The organism is Sphingomonas mesophila, from assembly GCF_003499275.1.
Taxonomy (GTDB): domain Bacteria; phylum Pseudomonadota; class Alphaproteobacteria; order Sphingomonadales; family Sphingomonadaceae; genus Sphingomicrobium; species Sphingomicrobium mesophilum.
Window position 1 is genome coordinate 1 of record NZ_QWDF01000013.1, and the last position, 501, is coordinate 501.

Consider the following 501-nt stretch of genomic DNA (forward strand, 5'->3'; position numbering starts at 1 on the left):
CTTGCTTCCACAAGTTGGTGACTGGCTAAAGTTGGAGGCTGCTAACCCGTAAGGATAGTCAATGCGTCACTACGAAATCGTTTTTATGGTTCACCCGGACCAAAGCGAACAAGTACCGGCAATGATTGAGCGTTACACAGCGTCTGTTAAAGAAGCTGGCGGTCAAGTTCATCGCTTAGAAGATTGGGGTCGTCGTCAATTAGCATACCCAATCAACAAACTTCACAAAGCACACTACGTGTTAATGAATGTAGAAGCACCTCAAAGTGTAATCGACGAGTTAGAAACTAACTTCCGTTATAACGATGCAGTTCTTCGTAACTTAATCGTTCACACTAAAGCGGCAGTAACTGAAGCGTCACCAATGGTGAAAGCGAAAGAAAGCAAAGTTGCTGAAGCGGTAGCTGAAGTTGAATCAGAGGAAGCTGGCGAGTAATTCGCCGATTGATAATTGCTTAATTCTGAGCGGCTCGGTCGCTTCAACGGTTAAGCAAAGCCAAT

Annotated in this window: 1 protein-coding gene; it reads left to right on the forward strand. The window is 44.9% G+C overall.

Translation table 11 applies throughout. The features are described from left to right. Positions 1-61 precede the first annotated feature (61 nt). Positions 62-436: a 30S ribosomal protein S6 gene (rpsF, locus tag D0Z60_RS11520; protein ID WP_005598107.1), complete on the forward strand. Its 375-nt coding sequence runs from the start codon at positions 62-64 to the stop codon at positions 434-436. The last annotated feature ends 65 nt before the right edge of the window (positions 437-501 follow it).

Coding starts and splice junctions, on each gene's coding strand:
- rpsF (WP_005598107.1), top strand. CDS start 62: ATGCGTCACTACGAAATCGTTTTTATGGTTCACCCGGACCAAAGCGAA.